The sequence below is a fragment of the Rahnella aceris genome (genome assembly GCF_011684115.1).
Classification (GTDB): Bacteria; Pseudomonadota; Gammaproteobacteria; order Enterobacterales; family Enterobacteriaceae; genus Rahnella; species Rahnella aceris.
On the sequence record NZ_JAADJV010000004.1, the window covers coordinates 220,165 to 236,387 of the forward strand.

Below are 16,223 nucleotides of genomic sequence, written 5' to 3' on the forward strand. Positions count from 1 at the left end.
AAAGCCGCACAATGCGGCTTTTTACGGCGACTAACGCACCGACAAATAATGATGCACCTGAGGTTTATTTTCGCCACGGTGATAACGCGTCACTTCGCTTTGTAAATCGGCATCGGCATGTGACACACGCTGATGCTGACGCAAATGCTCATGCCAGGACTCCACCAGGAACCATTCCACCAGACGCGACGGGTCATCGCTGTGTTCGGTGATCCCCCACGCATAAGCACCGTCACGGCGGCGCGCCAGCGAAAGTTTCCGAATTTCCGCCAGAAACGCCGGGCGATCTTCTTGTGCAATCATGTATTCAATCTGGATCATCACCGGACCGCGGTCGCCCTGCACATCGCCTTCAACCACCGGATTTTCCCAGTGACCGGCAGGCTGTAAATCCGCCTCGCCTGCGGGCAGTTTCAGCCGCCAGCATACCAGCGCGGCGATAACCAGGCCGGTACCGGCGAGTAATAACGCCCCGACCAGACCGGTTTCCTGTGCGATTAATCCCCAGAACAGGCTGCCCGCCGCCATCGCGCCGTTAAATACCATCAGGTACACCGCCAGCCCGCGGCCACGTACCCAGTCAGGCAGCACCGCCTGCGCCACGCCGTTCATGGATGTCAGCGCGATAATCCAGCCAATCCCTAATACCACCATCAGCACCACGGCCAGCCATTTTGCCGGTGACGTCGCCAGCAGCAACATCACGGCGGCGGACAGTAAGGCGGAAAGCAACACCAGCCCGTCAACACTCAGTTTCTGACGTAAACGGGGCAGCAACAGTGCACCGCAAATCGCACCGACGCCCACTGCGCCGAGCAGGATGCCGTAAAATCCGGCGGTACCGTGCAGCATATTGCGGGCAATCAGCGGCAACATCGCCCAGATCGCACTGGCGAAAGCGAAGTAAATCGCGGCACGCAGCAGCACACGATGAAGTTCCCGGCTGGCTTTGACATATCGCAGCCCGGCACGGAACGCGCCAAGAAAGTGTTCTGATAATTCATTTTTCGCTTTGACCGGACGCTTCCACCACAGTAATGCGCCAATCACAAAAACATAGCTCATCACATCTGCGCCATAAGCCGCACCGGCACCGAGACTGGCTAACAGCAAGCCACCGCCCGCAGGCCCTACTGCGCGGGCAATATTAATCCCAAGCGAGTTCAGGGCAACGGCATTTCGCAAATCAGAACGGGGCACCAGTTCCGGCACAATCGCCTGCCAGGCTGGCCCCATCAGCGCCGCACCGATACCGCCGATAAAGGTCAGCGCGACCAGATATTCCACGGTCAGCAAATTATTGTGCGACAACAGAAGCAAGGTTCCGCTGACGCCCGCCAGTAACAACTGAACAAAAATCAGCAGGCGGCGACGGTCAAGAATATCGGACAGCACACCCGCGGGGATCGCCAGCAAAAAAATCGGCAACGTTGCTGCGGTTTGCATCAGCGCCACCGCCGCAGGGTTTGATGACAGCCCGGTGACTAACCATGAGCTGGCCACATCACGCATAAAACTGCCGGTATTGCCGAGAATGGTTGCCACCCAAATCGTGGCAAACAGCCCCTGTTTGAGCGGCGAAAAAGCGCCGCCGGCCGCAGCATTATTCTGGCTCATGCCCGCTCCTTAAGGTCAGTCCAGGCGACATAGATAAAAGCGCCGGCCAGCCCGATGTGCTCGAAGAAACCGTTCATCATCATGGCGCGTTCATGGCCGGAAACCTGCCAGTACGCATTCGCCATAAAGTTGGCGCTGAAAGTGAACAGTGCCAGTGCCAGCGCGCCAGCCCAGCGAAAGCGTCCGGAAAGAATCAGCGCTGAAGCGCCCAGTTCCAGCACAATCACGGCTGCGGCCATGGGCGCGGCGGGCGATAAGCCGAAATGCTGCATCTCGGCAATCGCGCCGGGAAAATCGAACAGTTTGACGATACCGCCCTGCAGATACGCGGCACACAAGGCCAGCAGGGCCAACCAGCGGATAACCGCGAAAGGGATAACAGGTGCCGACAGGCGGGAAACAGGGGCATGACGCATGATGTCTCTCCTGCCGGAACCCGCCTGAGCACGGTTCCGGCTTAATGGATAAATGAAGAAGGTTACGCTTTGCGCTGAGGGGCTTTGTGCACCATGGTGTAGGCATAATCGACGCCCATACCGTACGCACCGCTGTGCTCGCGAACCAGATTCATCACATCGTCGTAAGTCTCTTTGCGTGACCAGTCGCGCTGGTATTCGAGCAGAACCTGCTGCCAGGTCACCGGCACCGCACCGGCCTGCACCATACGGTCAATGGAACGTTCGTGTGCATCCACGCTGGTGCCGCCGGAAGTATCGGTCACCACATACACTTCATACCCTTCTTTCAGCGCCATCAGTGCCGGGAATGTCAGACACACTTCAGTCCACAGGGCAGAGATAATCAGTTTCTTACGGCCAGTGGCTTCAACAGCTTTCACGAATGCCGCGTCTTCCCAGGAGTTCATTGAGGTACGCTCAATCGGTTTCACATCCGGATGTACCGCCAGTAATTCCGGCCAGATATAGCCGCTGAAGCTTTCCGTTTCAACCGAGGTGTAAATCACCGGCACGTTAAAAACTTTGCCCGCTTTAGCGAGAGCGACCGTATTATTTTTAAGCTGCTGGCGATCGATATTCGCAACGCCGAATGACATTTGTGGCTGATGGTCGATGAAAATCAGGGTGGAGTTCTGTGGGTCCAGCAGATCGAATTTAGACATTTTCATTTCCTCTCAGAGTGCATTGTTGGGTTGTGTGTTTGTATTTCACGTTGTGTTGTTGTGCTGCTGGAATTAACAATAGGTCAGGACATCAAAAGCGGATAGCGGAAAGAATTTGGCAACTTGTTCAGATTTTTTTGACAGGCACCCCCCTCTCTATACCGTCGTAAATCCCTATTACTTTCAGACTGATAGAAGCAACAAAATCTTTTAACGACTTGTCAAAAATAACCCATTATCAATATTTCCCTGCCATGCCTAATGTTGTTTGCAACACAACACACAACCTGTTTAAAACCTGCAAATAACCGCTGAGGAAATATAAAAATGAGCACATTCAATACCCAAGACGGCACTCAAATTTATTTTAAAGACTGGGGCAAAGGTAAGCCGGTGTTATTCAGCCACGGCTGGCCGCTGGATGCCGATATGTGGGACAGCCAGATGAATTTCCTGGCCGATCGCGGCTACCGCGTTATCGCTTTTGACCGTCGTGGTTTTGGCCGTTCAGAGCAGCCATGGGAAGGTTACAACTACGACACTTTCGCCTCTGACATCAACGATCTGATTGAACATCTCGACCTGCACGACGTTACGCTGGTCGGCTTCTCGATGGGCGGCGGCGACGTCACCCGCTACATCAGCCGTTACGGTTCAGAACGCGTCACCAGCCTGGTATTGCTCGGCGCGGTCACCCCGCTGTTTATTAAAACGGATGATCATCCGCAGGGCGTGGATAAATCAGTATTTGACGGCATCCGGGCCGGTTTACTGAAAGACCGCGCACAGTTCATCAGCGACTTTGCGACGCCGTTCTACGGCACTAATCAGGGGATGACCGTTTCCGACGGCGTGATGACACAGACGCTGAACATCGCGCTGATGGCGTCGCTGAAAGGCACCGTCGATTGTGTCACGGCCTTCTCTGAAACAGATTTCCGCCCGGATATGGCGAAAATTACCGTGCCGACGCTGGTTATTCACGGCAGCGCGGATCAGATAGTGCCGTTCGAAGCCACCGGCAAGCTGGCGGCAGAAATGATTAAAACTGCAGAACTGAAAATCTATGAAGGCGCACCGCACGGTTTTGCCGTCACACATCAGGATCAACTGAACGACGATTTGCTGGCATTCCTGAGCGGAAAATAAATCAGGCCGCAGAAATAAAACAGGCAGGTGATCTGACGATCGCCTGCCTTTTTTTATGCGGCCACTCTTACTTGTCTTTTATACCTAATATTTTGATATTCATGATGGAAAGTGAATTCGGCGGAATTTTACCCGGAATGCCGTCTTTGCCATACGCCAGTTCAGGTGGAATATACAGTGTCGCTTCGCCTTGCAAACCCAGCTTCAGCACGACTTCCTGAAGCACTGCAGGGATTTCCGTTACGGACGCGCTGATCACATTATTGTCTTTTTCGCTGGCAATGACTTTACCGTCGCCCAACGTCTCAATAATCTGCAAACGAATGCCCTTATCCATCGTCACTTTAGGTGCAGAACCTGGCTTAGTAATCTGGTAAATAAAGCCAGATTTGGCTTTCACCGCGCCTTTAGCCTTGCCCGCTTTATCGAGGATTTTCTGGTTATTCTCTACATTTGACGTTTTTTGCTTTTCCTGACGAGAGCGGATATCACTGTCCAGACTGTTCAGCGACTCCCGCATGTCTTCAGTCGACATGCTGGACAGCTCATTCATCCGGTCAACAAAGCCTTTAACAATCACATTGCGATCAATTTTCTCACCGGCGGATACCACCTGCTCGATTTTTGAATTCGCGGCCTGCCCCAGCAAATACCCGACAGAATAAGAACGCCCGGTTTTCTTGCTTTCTTTCGCCTGCAACGTTTTAAGTTCTGCATCACTGATCAACTCTCCGCCAGATTGCGTCACGGCAGCAATACTGTGTGAGGCGAGGTCTTTCTTCGTTTTATCCAGTTCGGCTGTCAGCTTATTTTTTTCTTCAGTGACTTTGGTCGCCGCCAGCTGACTCTCGCTGAGCTGGGCTGTCAGACGTTTCACATCCTCAGAAGATTTTGATAATGCCGTTTGTGACGCCTGATAATCACTTTGCGACTTTTTGTTCGCGGCCTCAGACGCCACCAGTTTTTCCGCCTGCGCTGCGCTCTGTTTCTGCAAATCTGCCAGTTGAATACTCAGTTGCGCTTTATCATCCGTGGCTTGTTTCAGGGTTTTCTGCAAAGCCAGATAATCCGCCTGAGATTTCTTATTGGCGGCTTGTGAAACGGACAACTTTTCATTTTGTGCCGCGCCTTGTTTCTGCAACTCTCCCAGTTGGGTTTTCATTTGCGCATTCTCATCAGCGGCCTGTTTCACGCTTTTCTGCAAGACCAGATAGTCAGCCTGTGACTTTTTGATGGTCGCCTCATACACGGACAGTTTGCCATTCTGTGCGGTGCCCTGTTTTTGCAAGTCTGCCAATTGAGTTTTCATTTGCGCATTCTCATCAGCGGCCTGTTTCAGGATTTTCTGCAGAGCGACATAGTCGGCCTGAGATTTTTTAACCGCCGTCTCTGACACTGACAATTTTCCGGTCTGCGCAGCAGTTTCTTTTTGCGATGCCGCCAGTTGGTTTTTCAACCCGGCATTTTCATCGGTCGCCTGTTTGAGGGTTTTCTGCAGAGCCACGTAGTCAGCCTGAGATTTCTTATTCACAGCATCTGAAACTGACAGTTTGTCATTACGTACAGCATCCTGTTTCTGCAAGTCTGCAAGCTGCGATTTCAATTGCGCATTCTCATCAGTGGCCTGTTTAAGGGACTTTTGCAGTAGCTGATTTTCATTGAGGGATTTGTTATTGGCCTCGACAGCGAACGCTATTTTTTCATTCTGGCTGGCGCCTTGCTTTTGCAGGCTGGCCAGCTGCGTTTTCAGTTGAACATTTTCAGCAGCAGCTTGTTTTGCCGTCGTCTGCAACTCAACCACATTAGCCTGAGATTTATTGCCCGTGCTTTGTAAAGCCTGCAATTTATCGGCCTGTGCAGTCGACTGCTTTTGTAGTGTCTCAAACTGCGTTTTAAGCTTATGATTTTCTTCTGTCGCCTGCTGTAATGTCGCATTCAGCACTGCGAATTCTGCCAGAGATTTACCGTTAGCGTGTTCGGATGAGACCAGTTGTTCGATGCGTGCCGAGGATTGCTTTTTCACGGTATCGAGTTGCGTTTTGAGCTGTGTATTCTCACTGCTTAATTTTTTAAAGCTCGCCTCCAGAGCAGCGAATTCTTTCTGGGCTTTTTTAGTCGCCAATTGAGAGGCAGCTACCTGTTCGGAGGATTTTTTGACTGAGCCGTCCTGACTGGTTTTGAATGCGGTTAACTGTGCTTTCAACCGGGCATTTTCACCCATAGTCTTTTTCAAAGATTGCTGAATATCTGCCACTTCGTCCTGGTATTTTTTTGTCGCCGTCTGCGCCACGGAAAGTTTTTCCGTCAGACTTTCAGCGTGTTTCTGGCTGCTCTTTAGCTTCTGCAACTGAGTGGTAATCTGCTGGTTTTCTTGTTGTGTATTTTTCAGCGAATTTTGCAGTTTTTTCAGTTCATCCTGCGTTTTTTTCTGCGCAAGTTTTTGATCTGCCGACGGCGGGATGACCACAGGTTTGGCTTTTAACGCCGCGATCTGCGTTTGGAGTTGTTGATTTTCTTTTTGTGTATCCGCATAAGATTTTTGCAAAGCCGCGTATTGATCACGGGATTTTTCTGCCGTGGATTTTGCTGTCTCAAGGGATTTTTTGAGCTGCTCATTGGCCTTTTTCTGGGTGTCGCTGACATTCGCAGTAGCAGGCACCGCAGGTGCAGACTGAGTGCTCGCAGGCTGAAGCGCTTTAGGGGCTTTCCTGACGGGCGCTGGCGTCGGTTTAGGTCGCGGTTTTTGCGCTACCGGTTTTTCAACAAGGGCTTTCGGCACGACGATATTTTTTGGAGGCTGGATCAGCGGAGAGGAAGTCTTATCTTTTTCCGCAAAAACAGACGGTTCTGGAGCAGAAATTAAATTTTCACTCTGCAACTGATCCAAAAGACCCAGGTTAGCATCCACCGGTTCTTCAGCATGGGCTCCCTGTATATTGATCAGGAGCAGAATTAAGAAGAAAGACTTCACTCGCGCCATCATATTTTATTCACTTCCTGAGAGCGCTCGTCCATGCTCTTAAAGGCCGCCCCTTTAACTCTTGCGCAGATAAGTTTTAATTTAGAATCCAGCTCTATGTTCAGGATCTCCTGAGCATCTTTATTTATCAAACCTTTATTGGTTTTATAGACATCATAAGATTTTGTCAGTTGATTAAACTGCTTCTGATATAGATCAAAATCGTGAGGAGAGAGACGTTGTAATGCTTTGAATTCATTAACGCACGTATTATTCGAGCTTTTATTTACTGATACCTCTTTTATCGTAGCCACATTATTTTTAGTGCTACAAGCAGTCAATGCGATTAACGCAATGAGAGTCAAAGACATTAAGCAAGGCTTATTCATGGGAATTATCCTGTAGGGTTTTACTGCTAGAACACATTATTTTCCCAGCAAAATACCCCGTGGAACACCCACTTTTACTGAAATGATCATTTAGCAAACACCACATCAAATAAAAACAAAATAAAATCAATAAGTTAAATTAATAAAAATGAAAAAAACCTTTCTTTTTTATGCGTAAAAGAAAAAAATTCGTCGTTGTAACGATGTCTTAATGGATAAATAATTTGTGAAAATTGACATATATCATTATTTATTTTTCAGAAATCCCGCGAAATCCTCAAATATCAATTAACATTTCTGGATAAAACGGAATGCTCCTCAATCACGATTAGGATTATTGGTAGCTTTAATTTTCAAACCACCTTCCCTGCATCCAAACGTTCAACAAGAAAATCAATCATACTACGGGGAAACTGCAGTGCTCATCAGGGCACGGCATTTCCGACGGTGCGGTGTGATAGCATAGATGCAGAAACGAAAAGGCATTCCCGCATAGGAATGCCTTTTTCTTTTCTGCATATTTTTTAAGCACTGCTTTTTTAAGCAAGCAGGCGTCAGACCACCGGCAGTTTATCCAGAATCGCCTGTGCGGTATTCACGTCTGTCACTAATGAATTAATCATGCCTGAACGCACGGCACCGATAATCCCTGCCGCTTTTTCCGGCGTTGCCGCCACGCCGATAGTCAGCGGCGTATTGCGTAGCTGTTCAACCGAGGCCGCAATCATTCGCTCCTCGCCTTCCCAGTGCAATAACTCGCCGGTTCCCGTGAAGTAATGGCGCAGCACATCGCCTGCGGCATCGCTCAATGCCTGCTCACCGGGCGTCGCGGTAGTGGATTCACTCGGTTTCGGGGTATGCGTCAGACCCACGCCGACAATCGCCGCATCGAGTTTGTCCCACAGTGAAATGATTTCCTGCACGCTCGGGTCCGAGAGAAACGCATCACGCAGTTCCGCCGAAGAAAGATAAGGGGCATGAAGAAAATAGGGTGTGCCTTCCATCTGTTCCGCCGCACGGCGCACGAACTCGGTTATCTGAAAATGCGGCGCAGATTGTTGCATCCCGCCGTTGAGCGCCACGGTCATGATCCCCGGCAGACGGGGCATACCGGCCAGCGTGACTTCGCGCACTGCTCTTCCCCAGCCGATGCCGAGCACCGATCCCGCGCCTAAACCGGCTTCCTGTAAAAGAGAAGCCAGCGGCGTCGCCAGCGCGCCGAGCACATTGCCCGGCGGTGCATCCACAACATACGCATGTTTCAGCCCGAGACGTTTTATCAGGTCTGCCGTCATGTCTTCCGGTGACGATAATCCCACCACTTCGATGCGCACAATCCCCGCCGCGCGGGCTTTATTCAACAACCGGGAAATGGTTGCCGTCGACACATCCAGCTTGCGTGCAATCTCCACCTGAGACATATCAGACTCGTAATGCAGCTTCGCCACCAGATGCATCATGGCACGCGTTGCTGCAATATCTTGCAAAATTGGCTCTTTCAGCTTGAAATTCCTTTCAGTAATGAATTACACTCAAATCGTCGATTGAGGGATTATTGCGCAACACCTGTAAAAATGCAATGTGCCGGATCGGGCTTCAACCCTTGTAATACGGCATGTTACGCGATTTTCCGCCCCGTTTTTTCAGGGGGGAAAGACAGAACGTCCAGTGTAATCGAGATTTTTTAATCTGTAATAAATTTCACGCAAAGGAGAGTTCCATGTCAAAGATGTCTACCTCAGAACTACGCAGCTACCAGCAGATTTGCGGCAAAAATGGCGCGATGCTGGTGATCGCCTGTGACCAGCGCGGTGCCATGCGCAGCCTGCTCGCCAGCGACCCGCAACAGCAATCTGCCATTTCAGAACACGAACTCGGGCTGATTAAAGCCGACATCACGCAATATCTTGCCAGCAAAGCCTCCTGCGTACTGGTCGATCCGGTCTGTGCCGTTCCGCAACTGGTGGACAACGGCATTATTGCCCGCGACACCGCGCTGCTGATTGGCCTGGATGCGTCGGGCTGGGACAGTTCGCCGGAAGGCTACCGCCTGTCACGGCTGGTGGAGAATGTCGATGCACGTCGTGTGCGTGAACTCGGTGCGACCGGCGGCAAAATCATGGTGTATCTGCGTTCAGACCAGGAAGCGGCAAACCGTCATAACATTGATATTCTGCGCCAGAGCATTGAGGATTTCGCCCGCGAAGACCTGCTGCTGGTGGTGGAGTTTCTGACCTATAAACTCGACAACGAAACCGAGGAAGAATATAAAGAAAAAGTCCCGTCTCTGATTTATGGCGGCACCAAGATTTGTCTGGAATGCGGCGCGAAGGTGCTGAAACTGCCTTATCCTGGCTCAAAACAAGCCTGTGCTGACATCACAAAACTCGCTGGCGACGTGCCGTGGGCCGTACTTTCTGCCGGGGTTGACCATTCCACCTTCCTCAAACAAGTGGCAGATGCCATGAGCGAAGGCGCATCAGGCGTTATCGCAGGTCGTTCATTGTGGAAAGACTGCATCTCACTGGACCGCAACGCGACGAAATCCCGTCTTGAATCGCTGGCGGTACCGCGTCTGAACGAACTTCAGGCCGTCATTGAACAGTATTTCCATGCACCGTCACACAACCAGACACAACAGGTGGAACATGTCTGAAAACAGAAATGCCTCACGAAATGGCTCAACCGGCAAACGCGTCATCCTGGTGAACGGGATCCCGGCGTCAGGTAAAAGCCGGCTCGCCGTTGAGCTTTCTGCATACAGCGGCTGGCTGCAACTGTCGCTTGATGGCATTAAAAATCCGTTTCTTCAGCGATTAGAGAATGTTGACCGCCCTTTTAACCGCGTACTCGGGCTGGCAAGTTATCAGGTTATCTGGGACATCATCGGCGGCGCGCCCGAAGGCAGCACCTTTATTGTCGATGCCTGGTTTGGTTTTCAGCCCAAAGAGGTGTTGCAGGATTATCTGCAACGGGCGGGCATATCGCAGGTTGTGGAAATCTGGTGCCAGATTGATGCTGAACTGGCGGCCGAACGATTTTCTTCACGGCTGGGCGAGCGTTTACCGGGACATGTCGGGGCAGAATATATCCCCGAATTAAAAATTCTCGCAGGAAAAGCACGACCAATAACCCCGGGACCAGTTTATTCTGTTGACCAGAATGTTATCGGCCAAAATAAGCCTGTAAATATTGTTGATATTCATGCGTGGATAATCAATTCATTCAATACGCAAATTCAATAAATACTGACCGGAGGAAATATTCATTTACTGAAAAAGTAAGTTAATTCTGATATCAGGACCTTGTTAAACCTCTACTATCATTCATTCTTTCAGGTCTTTTGAAATTATTATCTTTCATTGATGGCTAATAGGATTGGATAGATCACAGTTTTTATTTTAATTAAATATCATACTGAGAAAAGACCCTATTCATATGAAGAGGTATTATGTTAAGCGACTGGATTAATGAAAATAACACGCAAATCATTAGCAAAATAGATGACTGGAAAAGTGCCGTGGCATTTGCCGTGCAACCATTAATTGATTCGGGCGCAGCGGAAAGTCGTTATCTTCAGGCTATATATGATATGCACCGGGAAATCGGGCCTTATTATGTTTTGGGCGAAGGTATTGCGATGCCGCACGCCCGGCCGGAAGAAGGGGTTAACCGAACGGCACTGTCTTTGGTCATTGTTTCAGAAGGCGTTGAGTTTGGCAGTGAAGATAATGATCCGGTTTACGTTATCTTCGCGCTGGCCGCGGTGGACAGCCATTCACACATCGAAATGATTGCCAGCCTTTCCCATCTGTTCTGCGATGACGAGGCAGCGGAACGATTAAAACGCAGTAAAAACAAGCAGGAAGCATTAGAGATTATCCGACAGTTTTAGACGTGAAGTGAAAAAAGATAAACATAACCCTTTATGAACACCTACAAAGAACGTAAGGAAAAATGATGAAAAAGCTATCAATCCTGGCGGTATGCGGTGCGGGTCTGGGCAGCAGTTTTGCCTGTGAAATGAGTATCGAAGCGGCACTGAAGGATCTGGGTGTGGAAGCCGATTTATCACATTGTGATATTTCAAGCGCCACGTCTTCAAGAGCCGACATTATTATGACCGGCGAAAATTTCAGATCGCAATTCCAGCATTACACCATCAACGCCAATATTATTTACCTGAAAAGACTGGTCGATAAAAATGAAATAAAGAGCAAGCTGACGCCTATTCTTCAGGAGATGGGTCACCTGGCCACTTAATAACAGACCCACTCAATTCACAATACTTATAAATCGATAAAACAATTACCGTGAACTCTACAGGGGACGCTTATGTCTTTCCTTCACTTTATTGTCAATGATGTATTAGGCCAGGCATCAATTTTAATCTCACTGATCGCCATGATTGGTCTGATCGCATTAAAGAAAAGCACCGGCCAGATCATTACCGGTACATTAAAAACGCTGCTGGGTTTTCTGGTTCTGCTTTCCGGGGCCAGCATTATTGTTAATGCCCTGACCTTTCTGGGTGAAATATTCCAGAAAGGGTTTCACATGCGCGGGATTGTTACCGACGTCGGTTCTATTGCCGGTATCGCACAACAAACTCTCGGCCGTGAAACCGCATTAATTATGGTTCTGGCGTTTATCGTTAATATCCTGATTGCCCGCCTGACCCGTTTCAAATATATCTTTCTCACCGGACAAGCATCGCTGTGGATGGCCACGGTGTGTTCCGTTATCGGTTATATGGGCGGCTTGCGCGGCACGGAACTGATCCTGACTGGCGGCATTATTGCGGGCGTCATGGCCGTCGGGATGCCGGTGCTGGCTCAGCCGATTGTGCGTAAAATCACCGGGTCCGATGATATTGCACTCGGCCATTTTTGCACCATCGGCTATATCGTGCAGGCAGGCGTGGCGAAAATCACCGGCGATGTCAGTAAAAGCACCGAAGATTTCGAACTGCCGCAATCTTTCTCGTTCCTGCAGGACACCTACCTGTCGATGATGGTGGTGATGATCCCGATTTACCTGATCCCGGCGATTGCCGCAGGCCCGGAAGTCGTCGCGCCTTACGCCAACAGCGTTAATTATCTGGTCTATTCGTTCCTGCAATCCATTCAGTTTGTGGTCGGTGTTTACGTTCTGCTGTCGGGTGTGCGCCTGTTGCTGGCGGAAATCGTACCGGCATTTCGCGGCATCGCCCTGCGCATCGTCCCGAATGCCATTCCGGCACTCGATTGTCCGGTGCTTTTCCCGTACGCACCGAACGCCGTCATTATCGGTTTCATCTCTACCACCATTGGCTCCATCATCGGTATGTTCCTGTTCCCGAGTCTCGGGCTGGCGATGATTTTACCGGGCATGCTGACCAACTTCTTCGCGGGCGGCACGGCGGGAATCTTCGGCAATGCAGTCGGCGGACGACGCGGCGCGATTATCGGCGGTATCTTCCACGGCCTGTTTATCACCCTGCTGCCTGCGCTGTTGCTGCCGCTGCTGGGCAAGTTCGGCTTCTCGAACGTGACGTTCAGTGACTCAGACGTGATCAGCGTCGGGCTGGTATTCGGCCATATTCTCAACTTCTTCCACTAAGCAAGCCGGAGGTCATGGTTATGGACACACGCATTGAGCAAATTCTGGCGCAGCAACTGCCGCCGCAGGAGTCGGCGAAAGCGCTGAATGAGCTGGGAAAACAGTATCAGGAACAGCAGGATCTGGACGCGGCCATTGCCTGCTGGGAGCAAAGCATGGCCTGTTACGGCAAGCCGGGTTTTGCACAGGCACAGCTGATGAAAGCCTACAATGCGCGACGGCGGCAGTGCTCTGAAGCCGGTGACGGCAAAGGGCTGGAGCGATTTTCCGAAAAAATCGATGCACTGATGCAGCAAAGTAAGGATGCAATCCGCTACGGATTCTGAAGCAATTAAAAGCCAGAACAGAGGTTCTGGCTTTTGTTTTGCACGTCTTTATTCTTCCCAATCCTTACGTAGAATAGAGGCTGCCCCCGCCGTGAGGGCCTAATCACTAAGGATTTACTATGCCGATGATCCGTCTGGAAATGTTTCCTGGCCGTACCCCCGAACAAAAACGTGACTTTGTCCGCGAAGTGACCCGCCTGGCAGCAGAAACCCTGAAATGTAAACCTGAAAGTGTGGATGTGGTGATCACTGAAATACCGAAATCACATTGGGCAAAAGGGGGAGTGTTGCCGGAAGAATAACAGGCGGAGATGAATCGTCGTCAGCCAGCACGCATTAATGTGCTGGCTGAGCAACGGATAAGGATGTTTTTACTGCTGTAACGATTTCGTCCGCTGCGCAAAACTCTTGCGCAACTTTTGCAGTTTCGGCGGGATCACCGCCATGCAATAACGGTTCTGCTGCCCCGCACCATCCCAGTAGTTCTGGTGATAGCCTTCGGCCACATACACTTCGCCGAGTGGTTCGATGCTGGTCACAATCGGATCACTGTGATCGTGCTGCGCGCGCAGTATCGCCGCTTCCGCCTCTGCTTTTTGCTGTTCATTGGCCGGGAAAATCGCCGAACGGTATTGCGTGCCGACGTCATTTCCCTGGCGGTTAAGCTGGGTCGGATCGTGCGTCACAAAGTGAATATCCAGCAAATCGCCGTAAGTCAGTTTTTCCGGGTCAAACCCCACGCGGATGGCTTCCGCATGACCGGTCGTGCCGGTACAGACCTGCTCATAATTTGGGTTCGGGCGACGCCCGCCGGTGTAGACACTTTCCACCGACTCCACGCCAATGACGTCTTTGAACACCGCTTCTGTACACCAGAAACAGCCGCCACCGAAAATAGCGTATTCGATTGTCATACAGACTCCTTCACTGAGGGGGTAGAGGAAATATGGGGACGAATAATGCTGAGATAAAGGTATGGCATTAAAAAAACAGAATGTGAAATTCTTATCGCCGGTAAATGATATTATTTTGTGCCTGCTTATTTCCCTGTAAATAGTGTTGATATTGTGTCTGATTGATCTGACTTTTTTTTCGTGGCAGACTCACTGGCATTGAAATACATGGAATTCCCCTATGAAAGATGTCATTGAAGGTTTCCTCAGATTCCAGAAAGAGGCGTTTCCACAGCGTTCTAAGTTATTCAAAGAACTGGCGTTAAACCAAAATCCTAAGACCTTGTTTATATCCTGTTCTGACAGCCGGTTAGTGCCGGAATTAGTCACGCAGCGTGAACCGGGCGAACTGTTTGTTATCCGTAATGCCGGTAATATTGTGCCGCCATTCGGGCCGGAACCGGGCGGCGTTTCCGCCACGGTGGAGTACGCCGTCATGGCGCTGGGCGTAAAAGATATCGTCATCTGCGGGCACTCCAACTGCGGTGCAATGAGCGCGATTGCCAACTGCACCTGTCTGGATCACATGCCAGCGGTCGCACACTGGCTGCGTTATTCCGATGCCGCAAAAGCCATCAATGAATCCGTCGAACACGAAAACCCTGAGGCACGCGTCAACGGTATGGTGCACCAGAACGTCGTGGCCCAGCTGAGTAACCTGCGCACGCATCCTTGCGTAGCGGTCGCCCTGGCGAAAGGGGAAATTACCTTGCACGGCTGGGTGTATGATATTGAATCGGGTTGCATCGAAGCCTTTGATGCGAAAAGCGGAGCCTTTATTTCGCTGTCCGATAACCCGGAAGTACGCGCCAGTTAATTACCCGTTAAATAAAACATCCGGAACATTTTTAAATAATGTTCCGGATGATAAATCAGCGACTTAAGACTTATTATATTGTTATCTTAACCTCTGCCGTAATATCCCCCTGCCTGCACGACAGTTAACTGATTTCTCTTTTACGCTACAGCGAGAATAATTGATGCCTGTTATCACGTTAAACCGTCTGGCTGATTTGCCAGCCGCACAGTGGGATGCGCTGGTGCCTGCGCAGCAGCCTTTCCTCAGCTATGCATTTTTATCCGCGCTGGAAGACAGCGGCAGCCTCGGGCCGCATTCCGGCTGGCATCCGCAGCATCTTCTCTGGCAGGAAAACGGGGAAATCCGCGCCGCCATTCCCGGCTATCGCAAACGCCATTCTTACGGCGAATACGTGTTTGATCAGGGCTGGGCGGATGCCTGCCAGCGTTCAGGTATTGCCTATTACCCGAAATGGCTGGGTGCGGTGCCGTTCAGCCCGGTGACCGGCGCACGGCTGCTGGGCGATGAATCTGCTGCGATCAGTCTGTTGCAGGCACTGCCGGATTTTCTGCAAGAAAATGGCCTGACCGGCGCACACATCAATTTTACCGATGAGCGCGCTAACCGGCTGATCGGCGGTGAAGCGGTCTGGCAGCACCGGCAGGGCCTGCAATATCACTGGCAGAACCGCGGTTATCGCGATTTTCAGGATTACCTCGACGCACTCACCTCACGCAAGCGCAAACAGTTTCGCAAAGAGCGCGAACAGGTGGCCGCGCAGGGCATTGATTTTGTCTGGCTGAAAGGCGCGCAGGTGACTGAAGCACAATGGGATTTCGTTTATGCCTGCTACAGCAATACCTATGCGGTACGCGGCCAGTCACCGTATCTGACCCGCGCATTTTTCAGCCTGCTGGCGGAAAGAATGCCGGAGGCGATCCGCGTGGTATTCGCGCAGCAAAACGGCCGTGATGTCGCCATGGCGTTCAGTTTAATCAGCGGTGATACGTTTTATGGCCGCTACTGGGGATGCGTGGCGGAATTCGACCGGCTGCATTTTGAAACCTGTTTTTATCAGGGAATGGAATACGCGATTGCCAGCGGCCTCAAACGGTTTGATGCGGGCGCACAGGGCGAACACAAACTGCTGCGCGGCTTTGAGCCGGTGATCACCGACTCATGGCACTATTTACGTCATCCGGGTTTGCGTGACGCCGTGGAAGATTTTTTAGTGGAAGAGCGTGCCGCCGTGCAGCGCTGGGCGGACGAAGCCCGCGAAGTGCTGCCCTACCGGCACGACGGCTGTTAAG

The 16,223-nt window shown here is 50.9% G+C and carries 17 protein-coding genes; 10 read left to right on the plus strand and 7 right to left on the minus strand.

What is annotated here, in order from left to right; genetic code table 11:
• Positions 1-30: 30 nt before the first annotated feature.
• From GW591_RS19225 to GW591_RS19235, 3 genes are all read right to left on the minus strand, one after another.
• The gene (locus GW591_RS19225; protein WP_013573515.1) at positions 31-1,617 is read right to left on the minus strand and encodes an MFS transporter; all 1,587 of its coding nucleotides are present in this window, start codon (positions 1,615-1,617) and stop codon (positions 31-33) included.
• Positions 1,614-2,033, minus strand: coding sequence for a DoxX family protein (locus tag GW591_RS19230; RefSeq protein WP_013573514.1), 420 nt, complete (start codon positions 2,031-2,033; stop codon positions 1,614-1,616). Before GW591_RS19230 ends, GW591_RS19225 begins: the two co-directional genes overlap by 4 nt.
• Positions 2,034-2,095: 62 nt before the next feature.
• Entirely contained in the window at positions 2,096-2,737 is a 642-nt protein-coding gene (locus GW591_RS19235) for a hydrolase (protein ID WP_013573513.1), read from the minus strand.
• Between the two features lie 327 nt (positions 2,738-3,064).
• Between GW591_RS19235 and GW591_RS19240 the strand changes: the two genes are divergently transcribed.
• Positions 3,065-3,886, plus strand: coding sequence for an alpha/beta fold hydrolase (locus GW591_RS19240; RefSeq protein ID WP_126124579.1), 822 nt, complete (start codon positions 3,065-3,067; stop codon positions 3,884-3,886).
• Between the two features lie 67 nt (positions 3,887-3,953).
• Here GW591_RS19240 and GW591_RS19245 read toward each other — a convergent pair whose 3' ends face one another.
• The 3 genes from GW591_RS19245 to GW591_RS19255 form a co-directional block, all read right to left on the minus strand.
• On the minus strand, positions 3,954-6,869 hold the full coding sequence (locus GW591_RS19245) for an FKBP-type peptidyl-prolyl cis-trans isomerase N-terminal domain-containing protein (protein WP_126124578.1): 2,916 nt from the start codon (positions 6,867-6,869) through the stop codon (positions 3,954-3,956).
• Entirely contained in the window at positions 6,866-7,234 is a 369-nt protein-coding gene (locus tag GW591_RS19250; protein WP_037033751.1) for a hypothetical protein, read from the minus strand. The genes GW591_RS19245 and GW591_RS19250 overlap by 4 nt, the downstream gene beginning before the upstream one ends.
• Positions 7,235-7,788: 554 nt before the next feature.
• Positions 7,789-8,721: a sugar-binding transcriptional regulator gene (locus tag GW591_RS19255; protein WP_013573509.1), complete on the minus strand. Its 933-nt coding sequence runs from the start codon at positions 8,719-8,721 to the stop codon at positions 7,789-7,791.
• A gap of 233 nt (positions 8,722-8,954) precedes the next feature.
• Here GW591_RS19255 and GW591_RS19260 point away from each other — a divergent pair, with 233 nt between their 5' ends.
• The 7 genes from GW591_RS19260 to GW591_RS19290 all read left to right on the plus strand — a co-directional run bounded on the left by GW591_RS19260 (position 8,955) and on the right by GW591_RS19290 (position 13,463).
• Positions 8,955-9,890, plus strand: a complete 936-nt coding sequence (locus GW591_RS19260; RefSeq protein ID WP_013573508.1) for a tagatose-bisphosphate aldolase — start codon at positions 8,955-8,957, stop codon at positions 9,888-9,890.
• Positions 9,883-10,479, plus strand: coding sequence for an AAA family ATPase (locus tag GW591_RS19265; RefSeq protein ID WP_013573507.1), 597 nt, complete (start codon positions 9,883-9,885; stop codon positions 10,477-10,479). The genes GW591_RS19260 and GW591_RS19265 overlap by 8 nt, the downstream gene beginning before the upstream one ends.
• 206 nt (positions 10,480-10,685) lie before the next feature.
• Positions 10,686-11,129: a PTS sugar transporter subunit IIA gene (locus GW591_RS19270; protein ID WP_013573506.1), complete on the plus strand. Its 444-nt coding sequence runs from the start codon at positions 10,686-10,688 to the stop codon at positions 11,127-11,129.
• 65 nt (positions 11,130-11,194) lie between these two features.
• Positions 11,195-11,497: a PTS sugar transporter subunit IIB gene (locus GW591_RS19275; protein WP_013573505.1), complete on the plus strand. Its 303-nt coding sequence runs from the start codon at positions 11,195-11,197 to the stop codon at positions 11,495-11,497.
• 72 nt (positions 11,498-11,569) lie between these two features.
• On the plus strand, positions 11,570-12,835 hold the full coding sequence (locus GW591_RS19280) for a PTS sugar transporter subunit IIC (RefSeq protein WP_013573504.1): 1,266 nt from the start codon (positions 11,570-11,572) through the stop codon (positions 12,833-12,835).
• Positions 12,836-12,855: 20 nt separating this feature from the next.
• Positions 12,856-13,161: a hypothetical protein gene (locus tag GW591_RS19285; protein ID WP_013573503.1), complete on the plus strand. Its 306-nt coding sequence runs from the start codon at positions 12,856-12,858 to the stop codon at positions 13,159-13,161.
• A 119-nt stretch (positions 13,162-13,280) separates the two neighbouring features.
• Positions 13,281-13,463 (plus strand): 4-oxalocrotonate tautomerase, encoded by a 183-nt coding sequence (locus tag GW591_RS19290; RefSeq protein WP_013573502.1) that lies wholly within the window; start codon positions 13,281-13,283, stop codon positions 13,461-13,463.
• Between the two features lie 69 nt (positions 13,464-13,532).
• On the opposite strand, the gene msrA is transcribed toward GW591_RS19290, so the two are convergent.
• Positions 13,533-14,075: a peptide-methionine (S)-S-oxide reductase MsrA gene (gene msrA, locus GW591_RS19295; protein ID WP_013573501.1), complete on the minus strand. Its 543-nt coding sequence runs from the start codon at positions 14,073-14,075 to the stop codon at positions 13,533-13,535.
• Between the two features lie 220 nt (positions 14,076-14,295).
• Here msrA and GW591_RS19300 point away from each other — a divergent pair, with 220 nt between their 5' ends.
• Together GW591_RS19300 and GW591_RS19305 are read left to right on the plus strand one after the other, a co-directional pair.
• On the plus strand, positions 14,296-14,931 hold the full coding sequence (locus GW591_RS19300; RefSeq protein WP_013573500.1) for a carbonic anhydrase: 636 nt from the start codon (positions 14,296-14,298) through the stop codon (positions 14,929-14,931).
• 163 nt (positions 14,932-15,094) lie between these two features.
• Positions 15,095-16,222 (plus strand): GNAT family N-acetyltransferase, encoded by a 1,128-nt coding sequence (locus tag GW591_RS19305; RefSeq protein ID WP_119261087.1) that lies wholly within the window; start codon positions 15,095-15,097, stop codon positions 16,220-16,222.
• Position 16,223: the final 1 nt, after the last annotated feature.

Coding starts and splice junctions, on each gene's coding strand:
- GW591_RS19260 (WP_013573508.1), top strand. CDS start 8,955: ATGTCAAAGATGTCTACCTCAGAACTACGCAGCTACCAGCAGATTTGC.
- GW591_RS19235 (WP_013573513.1), bottom strand. CDS start 2,737: ATGTCTAAATTCGATCTGCTGGACCCACAGAACTCCACCCTGATTTTC.
- GW591_RS19280 (WP_013573504.1), top strand. CDS start 11,570: ATGTCTTTCCTTCACTTTATTGTCAATGATGTATTAGGCCAGGCATCA.
- GW591_RS19240 (WP_126124579.1), top strand. CDS start 3,065: ATGAGCACATTCAATACCCAAGACGGCACTCAAATTTATTTTAAAGAC.
- GW591_RS19230 (WP_013573514.1), bottom strand. CDS start 2,033: ATGCGTCATGCCCCTGTTTCCCGCCTGTCGGCACCTGTTATCCCTTTC.
- GW591_RS19290 (WP_013573502.1), top strand. CDS start 13,281: ATGCCGATGATCCGTCTGGAAATGTTTCCTGGCCGTACCCCCGAACAA.
- GW591_RS19275 (WP_013573505.1), top strand. CDS start 11,195: ATGAAAAAGCTATCAATCCTGGCGGTATGCGGTGCGGGTCTGGGCAGC.
- GW591_RS19265 (WP_013573507.1), top strand. CDS start 9,883: ATGTCTGAAAACAGAAATGCCTCACGAAATGGCTCAACCGGCAAACGC.
- GW591_RS19285 (WP_013573503.1), top strand. CDS start 12,856: ATGGACACACGCATTGAGCAAATTCTGGCGCAGCAACTGCCGCCGCAG.
- GW591_RS19305 (WP_119261087.1), top strand. CDS start 15,095: ATGCCTGTTATCACGTTAAACCGTCTGGCTGATTTGCCAGCCGCACAG.
- GW591_RS19225 (WP_013573515.1), bottom strand. CDS start 1,617: ATGAGCCAGAATAATGCTGCGGCCGGCGGCGCTTTTTCGCCGCTCAAA.
- msrA (WP_013573501.1), bottom strand. CDS start 14,075: ATGACAATCGAATACGCTATTTTCGGTGGCGGCTGTTTCTGGTGTACA.
- GW591_RS19245 (WP_126124578.1), bottom strand. CDS start 6,869: ATGATGGCGCGAGTGAAGTCTTTCTTCTTAATTCTGCTCCTGATCAAT.
- GW591_RS19270 (WP_013573506.1), top strand. CDS start 10,686: ATGTTAAGCGACTGGATTAATGAAAATAACACGCAAATCATTAGCAAA.
- GW591_RS19300 (WP_013573500.1), top strand. CDS start 14,296: ATGAAAGATGTCATTGAAGGTTTCCTCAGATTCCAGAAAGAGGCGTTT.
- GW591_RS19250 (WP_037033751.1), bottom strand. CDS start 7,234: ATGAATAAGCCTTGCTTAATGTCTTTGACTCTCATTGCGTTAATCGCA.